At 63.4% G+C, this 8,370-nt stretch carries 8 protein-coding genes and 1 pseudogene; 5 read left to right on the top strand and 4 right to left on the bottom strand.

All coding sequences use genetic code 11. The features are described 5' to 3' along the window. The 4 genes and pseudogenes from E5W87_RS24695 to E5W87_RS24680 form a co-directional block, all read right to left on the bottom strand. Positions 1 to 95 (bottom strand): annotated as a pseudogene (locus tag E5W87_RS24695) (50S ribosomal protein L9); the annotation flags it as partial. Positions 96 to 308: 213 nt separating this feature from the next. After that, positions 309 to 557, bottom strand: a complete 249-nt coding sequence (gene rpsR / locus E5W87_RS24690; protein ID WP_006203718.1) for a 30S ribosomal protein S18 — start codon at positions 555 to 557, stop codon at positions 309 to 311. Further along, the gene (gene rpsF, locus E5W87_RS24685; RefSeq protein WP_292403501.1) at positions 557 to 1,051 is read right to left on the bottom strand and encodes a 30S ribosomal protein S6; all 495 of its coding nucleotides are present in this window, start codon (positions 1,049 to 1,051) and stop codon (positions 557 to 559) included. The genes rpsR and rpsF overlap by 1 nt, the downstream gene beginning before the upstream one ends. 304 nt (positions 1,052 to 1,355) lie before the next feature. Continuing rightward, positions 1,356 to 3,281, bottom strand: coding sequence for an LTA synthase family protein (locus E5W87_RS24680; protein WP_292403498.1), 1,926 nt, complete (start codon positions 3,279 to 3,281; stop codon positions 1,356 to 1,358). Between the two features lie 267 nt (positions 3,282 to 3,548). Between E5W87_RS24680 and fabD the strand changes: the two genes are divergently transcribed. The 5 genes from fabD to mltG all read left to right on the top strand — a co-directional run bounded on the left by fabD (position 3,549) and on the right by mltG (position 8,338). Beyond that, on the top strand, positions 3,549 to 4,490 hold the full coding sequence (gene fabD, locus E5W87_RS24675; protein WP_292403495.1) for an ACP S-malonyltransferase: 942 nt from the start codon (positions 3,549 to 3,551) through the stop codon (positions 4,488 to 4,490). A 59-nt stretch (positions 4,491 to 4,549) separates the two neighbouring features. After that, positions 4,550 to 5,287 (top strand): 3-oxoacyl-[acyl-carrier-protein] reductase, encoded by a 738-nt coding sequence (fabG, locus tag E5W87_RS24670; RefSeq protein ID WP_292403491.1) that lies wholly within the window; start codon positions 4,550 to 4,552, stop codon positions 5,285 to 5,287. Positions 5,288 to 5,475: 188 nt separating this feature from the next. After that, on the top strand, positions 5,476 to 5,712 hold the full coding sequence (locus E5W87_RS24665; protein WP_006203723.1) for an acyl carrier protein: 237 nt from the start codon (positions 5,476 to 5,478) through the stop codon (positions 5,710 to 5,712). A gap of 34 nt (positions 5,713 to 5,746) precedes the next feature. Continuing rightward, the gene (gene fabF, locus E5W87_RS24660; RefSeq protein WP_292403487.1) at positions 5,747 to 7,009 is read left to right on the top strand and encodes a beta-ketoacyl-ACP synthase II; all 1,263 of its coding nucleotides are present in this window, start codon (positions 5,747 to 5,749) and stop codon (positions 7,007 to 7,009) included. A gap of 102 nt (positions 7,010 to 7,111) precedes the next feature. Beyond that, entirely contained in the window at positions 7,112 to 8,338 is a 1,227-nt protein-coding gene (gene mltG, locus E5W87_RS24655; protein ID WP_292403484.1) for an endolytic transglycosylase MltG, read from the top strand. Positions 8,339 to 8,370 lie beyond the last annotated feature (32 nt).

Genomic DNA, 8,370 nt, shown 5'->3' with positions numbered 1-8,370 from the left:
GGCAGCAGGAAGTTACGGGCGAATCCGTCCTTGACCTTGACGGTATCGCCCATCTGGCCGAGGCGGGAAACGCGTTCGAGAAGAATGACATCCATGGTTTTGTTCCTTCGTTTGGGCGCCAAAGTCACTGGCATCGACGCCGAATTGTCTGGAACAGGTCAGGAAGCTGAGGGCGTCGCCGCCAAGGTCGCTGTCCTGCCTGTCGCGGCAGTTAGAGGTCTTCACCTCAACCCGGGATTTGATGGTAGACCCCGCGGCGCCCGTCGCCGTGGGAAAAAGCGGGCGGCGAACCGCCCGCTGAAAGAGTGTTAGCGAACCACGTAGGGCAGCAGGCCAAGGAAGCGGGCGCGCTTGATCGCCTTGGCGAGTTCGCGCTGCTTCTTCTGGCTGACGGCGGTGATGCGCGACGGCACGATCTTGCCGCGCTCGGAAATGTAGCGCTGCAGAAGACGTACGTCCTTGTAGTCGATCTTGGGTGCGTTGGCGCCGGAGAACGGGCAGGTCTTGCGGCGGCGGTGGAACGGGCGCCGGGTCGGGATCTGGTTGATGTCGACCATTATTCTGCACCCCCTTCAACACCTTCGCGCGGACGGCGCGGACCACGGTCTGCACCGGCGTCGCCACCGAAGCTGCGCGGCGGACGATCGCCACGGTCGCCGCGATCGCGGTCGCCGAACGAGCGCGGGCCGCGGTCACGGTCGCCGAAGCCACCACGTTCCGAGCGCTCTTCGCGCTTCTGCATCATCGCCGACGGGCCTTCCTCATGCGCATCGACCTTGATGGTGAGGAAACGCAGCACATCTTCGGACAGGCCCATCTGGCGCTCCATCTCGTTGAGTGCGGCCGGCGGGCAGGTGATGTCCATCAGCGTGTAGTATGCCTTCCGGTTCTTGTTGACCCGGTAGGTTAGGGACTTCAATCCCCAGTTCTCGACCCGGCCGACGGACCCGCCATTAGCTGAGATGACGCCCTTGTACTGTTCGACAAGCACATCGACCTGCTGCTGCGAGAGGTCCTGCCGGGCAAGAAACACATGTTCGTAAAGAGCCATATTGTTCTTTTGCCTTTCTTCGTTTCTCTCCCGGTTCCCGGCGGCAAAAGCCTCTGCAACTTCTCTGACCCGCTGATCCCTGGGGGGCGGGGAAGAAAGGAGCATGACGAGACGGTCGAGAGCGGAGACACGGGAGGCGGAAGCGCTTCTGGCCCCACACGAAGGTTTTCGAAAAAACCTCCGGCCCTCCGTTCAGCCCCCAGCAAGGACCGGCAGATTGCGGGCGTCTATACAGGAATTCGGCCACAAGGCAAGGGCGATCCGAAAATCCGCCGCTGCAAGGATAAAATGTCGCGCGGCAGCTTCAGCTCGTATGCGGGACGAGCTTGTTCACCGTCTCCGGGAAGAAATCGGGCGCTGCACGGCGCTTGCCGAACATCATGTCGTATTGCAGCAGACGGAAATCGCGAATGGCCGGGTCGATTTCCTTCTTGCGCGCCCAGTCCGGCGTGGCTTCGCCGGCCGGCGTCAACAGCAGATTGCGGTCAACGACACGGTAATGCTCGCGCATCTGGCCGAGGAAGCCGGTGTAATAGGGATGGCTGATCCCGGCCGTGGTCAGGACATGGTAGGGCAGGAAGGCGGGACTTACCGCGCCCATTGCCTCGGCCGGCCCCGTGCGGTTCGACCATACGATCAGCGGCGTCTGGTGATGCCGCAGCATCTGGTCAGGCGGCTCCTTGCGCGGCGCGACATTGTCCTTGAGGAAGCCGGTTTCGACGTAGACCGGGCCGAGTGGCGGCAGATGGTCGCCGAAGAAGGCGATGACCGTCGGCCGCTGGCGGTTCTTCGCCCATTCGACAAGGCGCTCGAGGCCCTTGTCGGCGTCGGATGCTCCCTCTGTGAAGCTCAGCAGCGAATCCTTCGCCCATTGGCTGGTCGGCGCCTGCACCTTGTGGGTCGGATTGTAGTAGCGATGCGGCTCGTAGGGGCCGTGGTTCTGCAGGCTGACGGCGAAGAAGAAGAACGGATTGTCGGTGGCGTCGGCCTCGCGGATGATCTCGTCGGTCATCGCCGCGTCCGAGGCCAGCGGCCCGCGCTTTTCGAGGTATGGCAGGTTTTCCTCCGACTTGAAGTCGTCGAAGCCAAAATCCGCATAGACCGGCGTGCGGTTCCAGAACCAGCTCGTGCCCGGATGGATGGCGCGTGTCTCATAGCCCTGGCTCTTCAGGAACGTCGCCATCGACGGCACCGGCGCGCGGACATATTGCTGGTAGGGGATGCTGCCGGCCGGCAGGAAGGCATTGGAAAAGCCGGTCAGCGCCTCGAACTCGACATTGGCGGTCATGCCGCCGAATTCGGGTGAGAACATCGAGCCCGAGCGCAGCGCCCGCACATTGGGAATCGGATCGGGCGTGATGGTGACGTGGGGCAGCTCGGTCGGATCCCAGAAGGATTCGCTCATGACGATGATGATGTCAGGCTTCTCGGCCGGTACCGAGGCCGTTACATCAGGCCTGTCGATTGCCGCGATCGACTTGTCGGAATAGCCCGCAGGCGCCGAGACATGGGCCATCGGCACGTTGAGCGCGAAGGCGAGTGCGAAGCCGTTGGAGGCGTAGTTTTCCTTCTGGTCCCACATGATCGGGATGATCTGCAACCGGTCACGCGTCCACGAGAAGGTCGCGTAATCCATGATCGAGACGAAGAAGGCGAGCAGCGGCACCGTCAACGTCAGCCGGGCCAGGCGGCCCTTACGGCTGAGCGCTGGTACCCGGCGGCGCCATAGCCGCCAGCCATAGACGAGCAGCGACAGGCCGCCGACGATGCCGACCGCCATGGCGAGGGCGGTTCCCGGGCGTTCGCGCACCAGAAGCGGCATCAGCGCCACGATCTGGCGTGAATACAAGAAATCGGTCGGATAGAGCGGATCGCCGAGATAGAGCGATTTCTGATGGCCGACAAAGGCCAGCGCCAGCGTCAGCGGCGCGACGATCATCAGGCTGTGGTAGCTGCGGCCGAGCACGGCGTCGAGACCGATCAGGATCAGCGCGAAAATGATGATGGTGGTCCAGCCCGGCTTGAAAGGCTGCAGGAAGAAGGCGACGGTGCCGGCAAAGTCGCCGCGCACGATCAGTTCGATCGCAAACACCAGGACGGCGGCGGCGAGCAGGCTGACGAGGCCGTAACGGATAACGGGCCATTTCCGGCCCGGCAGATAGCCGGTGGCCGGATCGCCTTCCAGAAACTGTGGCGCGGCCTTGCCGGCGCCTTTCCTAGTCCTTGCCAACTTACAATTCCCCCGACCATACACAAAAGCGTCATTGAGCTGTCATCGATATGTCACAAAAAGCTAGCGCCTGTGGCTGAAATAAGAAGAGCCAGCAAACGAATCGTGAGCGATTTTCATCATGAGTGATCGACAAAAAGCCTTTTGGAACAGGCACTCGGCCAGCGATGCCAAGCCGGAGCGGCCTGGGCTGGGCCGATGGCGGACTTGACTTGCCCGCCTGCCTTGCGTCACAGGCAGGAAAAATCAGCCGCTTGGGAGCCACAGATGGCCGTCGCATTCACCTTTCCGGGACAGGGCAGCCAGGCTGTCGGCATGGGCAAGGACCTCGCCGACGCTTTTCCGGAATCGCGGAAGATCTTCGAAGAGGTCGACGACGCGCTCGGCGAAAACCTGTCGAAGCTGATCTGGGAAGGGCCGGAAGAGACGCTGACGCTAACTGCCAATGCCCAGCCGGCGCTGATGGCAGTGTCGCTTGCCGCGATCCGGGCGCTGGAATCGCGCGGCTTCTCGCTGAAGGACAAGGTCGCCTATGTCGCCGGCCATTCGCTCGGCGAATATTCGGCACTTGCCGCCGCCGGTTTCGTCTCGGTCGCCGATGCCGCCCGGCTCTTGCGCATCCGCGGCAATGCCATGCAGGCGGCAGTGCCGGCCGGCGAGGGCGCCATGGCGGCGATCATCGGGCTGGAACAGGCCGATGTCGAAGCCGCCTGCGCTGAAGCGGCCAGAGATTCGGTTTGCCAGATCGCCAACGACAATGGCGGTGGCCAGCTGGTGATCTCCGGCGCCAGAGCGGCGGTCGAACTGGCGGCGAAGCTGTGCACGGAAAAGGGCGCCAAGCGGGCGCTGATGCTGCAAGTTTCTGCGCCTTTCCATTCGGCGCTTATGGCTCCGGCGGCCGAGATCATGCGTGAGGCGCTGGCCGGCGTGACGAAGTACGCACCGGTTGTGCCCGTGGTCTCCAACGTGTCGGTAACCCCGTCCAGCGATCCGGACGCAATCGCTCGCCGCCTGGTCGAACAGGTGACCGGCCGCGTGCGCTGGCGCGAAACGGTGGAGTGGCTTGGCGCGAATGGCGTTGCGACGCATTACGAGGTGGGCGCAGGCAAGGTGCTGTCGGGATTGGCGCGGCGCATCAACCGCGATATCGCCACCGGCGCTGTCGGCACGGCGGCGGATGTCGAGGCGGCATTGGCAGCGTTCGCATAACTGGCCACGATTTGACCCCACCCGTGTGAAGGGTGTTCTCTTAGATCAGGAGACAAGACATGTTCGAATTGACCGGCCGCAAGGCGCTCGTCACAGGCGCATCGGGAGGCATCGGCGAGGCGATCGCCCGGGTGCTGCATGCGCAGGGCGCCATCGTCGGCCTGCACGGCACCCGCGTCGAAAAGCTGGAGACGCTGGCCGCCGAGCTCGGCGACCGGGTCAAGTTGTTCCCGGCCAACCTTTCCAACCGCGACGAAGTCAAGGCGCTCGGCCAGAAGGCCGAGGCCGATCTCGAAGGCGTCGACATTCTCGTCAACAACGCCGGCATTACCAAGGACGGGCTGTTCGTGCGCATGGCGGACGCCGACTGGGATAGCGTGCTTGAGGTCAATCTGACCGCCGTGTTCAGGCTGACTCGCGAACTCACCCATCCGATGATGCGGCGCCGGCATGGCCGCATCATCAACATCACCTCGGTGGTTGGTGTCACCGGCAATCCCGGTCAGACCAATTACTGCGCCTCCAAGGCTGGCATGATCGGCTTTTCCAAGTCGCTGGCGCAGGAGATCGCCACCCGCAACATCACCGTCAACTGCGTCGCCCCGGGCTTCATCGAATCGGCGATGACCGACAAGCTCAACGACAAGCAGAAAGAGGCGATCATGGCGGCGATCCCGACACGGCGCATGGGCACCAGCGCCGAAGTCGCTTCCGCCGTCGCCTACCTCGCCTCCAACGAAGCTGCCTATGTCACCGGCCAGACCATTCACGTGAATGGCGGCATGGCGATGATTTGACAGTTGCGGGAAAACCCCCTTTTCGCCTTGGACCCAGGCCGATTTTCGTGTAATGCGGCCCGCAACCCGGCGGTTCGGGCAAAAACCGGTCCGGTGCCGTTGCGTTTCCGGCAGGACCATCTTTCAGCTTGATTAGCGGCATTCTGCCCGCTAACGAAGACAGACAACCAAAAGACGAGGATGCCCAAATGAGTGACACCGCAGAGCGCGTCAAGAAGATCGTTATCGAGCACCTTGGCGTCGATGCCGATAAGGTGACGGAGCAGGCGAGCTTCATCGATGATCTGGGCGCGGACAGCCTCGACACGGTCGAACTTGTCATGGCGTTCGAAGAAGAGTTCGGCGTCGAGATTCCCGACGATGCGGCCGAAACCATCCTGACTGTTGGCGATGCAGTGAAGTACATCGACAAGGCTTCGGCCTGACGCTATTTGCAGTCATCACCGAGGAGGACCTGCGATGAGGCGTGTCGTCGTCACGGGCCTTGGGCTACTTTCGCCGTTCGGCATGGGCTTCGAGCATAGCTGGAAGGAGCTTCTGACCGGCCGCAGCGCAGCCAAGCGCATCACCGAGTTCGAAGTGGAGGATCTTGCCTGCAAGGTCGCCCACGTCATTCCGCGTGGCAACGGCGACAACGCAACCTTCAATCCCGAGGCCGTTCTCGAGCCGAAGGAGCTGCGCAAGATCGGCGACTTCATCCTCTACGGGATCGCGGCCGCCGACGAGGCGCTGAAGGATTCGGGGTGGACGCCGAAGACGCATGAGGAGCAGTGCGCCACCGGCGTGCTGATCGGCTCCGGCATCGGCGGCATCGAAGGCATCGCCGAGAACGCGATGATCCTGAAGGAGCGTGGACCGCGCCGCATCAGCCCGTTCTTCATCCCCGGCCAGATCATCAATCTCGTCTCCGGCCAGGTGTCGATCCGGCATGGGCTGAAAGGTCCTAACCACGCCGTCGTCACCGCTTGTTCCACCGGCGCGCACGCCATCGGCGACGCCGCCCGGCTGATCATGTGGGGCGATGCCGACGTAATGGTCGCAGGCGGCGCCGAGGCGCCGGTGACGCGGCTGTCGATCGCCGGTTTCGCTGCCTGTCGGGCGCTGTCCACCGACCGCAACGACGCTCCGGAAACGGCCTCGCGTCCCTATGATCGCGACCGCGACGGCTTCGTCATGGGCGAGGGCGCCGGCGTTGTCATTCTGGAGGAGCTGGAACACGCCAAGGCGCGTGGCGCCAAGATCTATGCCGAGGTCACCGGTTACGGCCTGACCGGCGATGCCTATCACATCACCGCGCCAGCCGAAGATGGCGACGGCGCCTTCCGCTGCATGGTAGCGGCGCTGAACCGGGCCAAGCTGACGCCCGCAGACGTCGACTACATCAACGCGCACGGCACCTCGACCATGGCCGACACGATCGAGCTCGGCGCCGTCGAGCGGCTGGTCGGCAACGCCGCGTCGAAAATATCGATGTCGTCGACCAAGTCGTCGATAGGCCATCTTCTGGGCGCGGCGGGCGCCGCCGAGGCGATCTTTTCGATCCTCGCCATTCGCGACAACATCGCGCCGGCCACCATCAATCTCGACAACCCGGAGCGCGAAACGGCAATCGACCTGGTGCCGCACAAGCCGCGGGCCCGCCAGGTCGACGTGGCGCTGTCCAATTCCTTCGGCTTCGGCGGCACCAACGCCTCGCTGGTCTTCCAGCGCTACAATGGCTGACCGGTCTGCCGACCGGCACGGCTCGCGCGTGTCGTCAATTTTGCCATATTCGCCTCTACTCTGCCCAAGGGGATTCGTTGCAAGATCAAACGGTAGGGCGCCATGAACACAAATTCGGCGGACAACGGGGAATTTGGGCAACGGTCCGCACCGTCGGGTCCGATCGTGCCGAAGACGGCCAGCGAGGCATTGCGGCCTGAAGCCGGCACACCGCCGCCCAAGCGCTCGCGCGCTTCGCGCAGCCAGTTCGTCGTGTTCATGAACTTCGTCATCTCCTTGGTGATGCTGTTGGTTCTGGCGGCCGGCTTTGCATTGTATTTCGGCAAGCAGGAATTCAACGAGCCCGGCCCGTCGGCCAATGCCGACACCTTCCTGGTCAAGCCGAACACCGGCGTCCAGGAAATTGCTGAGCAGCTCGAGCGGCGCGGACTGATCAGCGATGCGCGCATCTTCCGCCTTGGCGTGCGTGCCTTTGGCAATGATTCTGCCCTGAAGGCCGGCGAATACGAGATCAAGCCGCAGGCCTCCATGCGCGACATCATGGAGCTGCTGAAGAGCGGCAAGTCGGTGATGTATTCGCTGACCGTCCCCGAGGGATTGACCGTCGAACAGGCGCTGCAGCGCATCGCCGATCAGGCAGCGCTCGACGGCGATATGCCGGCGACCATTCCACCCGAGGGCAGCCTTGCTACCGACACGTTGCGTTTCACCCGCGGCGCGACACGCCAGCAGATGGTTGACAAGCTTTTGGCGGATCAGAAGAAGCTGGTCGATGACGTCTGGCAGCGGCGCGCTCCCGATCTGCCTCTGGCCAATGTCGATGACTTCGTCATCCTGGCTTCGATCGTCGAGAAGGAGACGGGCAAGGGCGACGAACGCTCACGGGTCGCCGCCGTCTTCCTCAACCGGCTGGGCAAGGGCATGCGGCTGCAGTCCGATCCAACCATTATCTACGGCTTGTTCGGCGGCAAGGGCAAACCCGCCGACCGTCCGATCTACCAGTCGGACATCAAGAAGCCGACGCCCTACAACACTTATCTGATCAATGGCCTGCCGCCGACGCCGATCGCCAATCCCGGCCGTGCGGCGCTGGAAGCGGTGGCCAACCCGTCGAAGACCGACGACCTTTATTTCGTCGCCGACGGCACCGGCGGTCACGTCTTTGCTGCAACGCTCGCCGAGCACAACGAGAACGTCGCCCGCTACAGGGCGCTGCAGAAGAAGCTTGCCGATGAAGCCGCCAAGGCCGGTGCTGCCAAGGCCGACGCCGCCAAGGTGGAAGGTCAGACCGATGCGCCGGTGGACGGCGATACGGGAGCGGCGCAGTAGCGCCGGACGGTTCTGGAATCGTCCCTCCGATT

Origin of the sequence: Mesorhizobium sp. (assembly GCF_004962925.1) — a bacterium.
Taxonomy (GTDB): domain Bacteria; phylum Pseudomonadota; class Alphaproteobacteria; order Rhizobiales; family Rhizobiaceae; genus Mesorhizobium.
The sequence above is the reverse complement of the archived record's forward strand: the minus strand, read 5'-3'. Positions and strand labels throughout refer to the sequence as shown.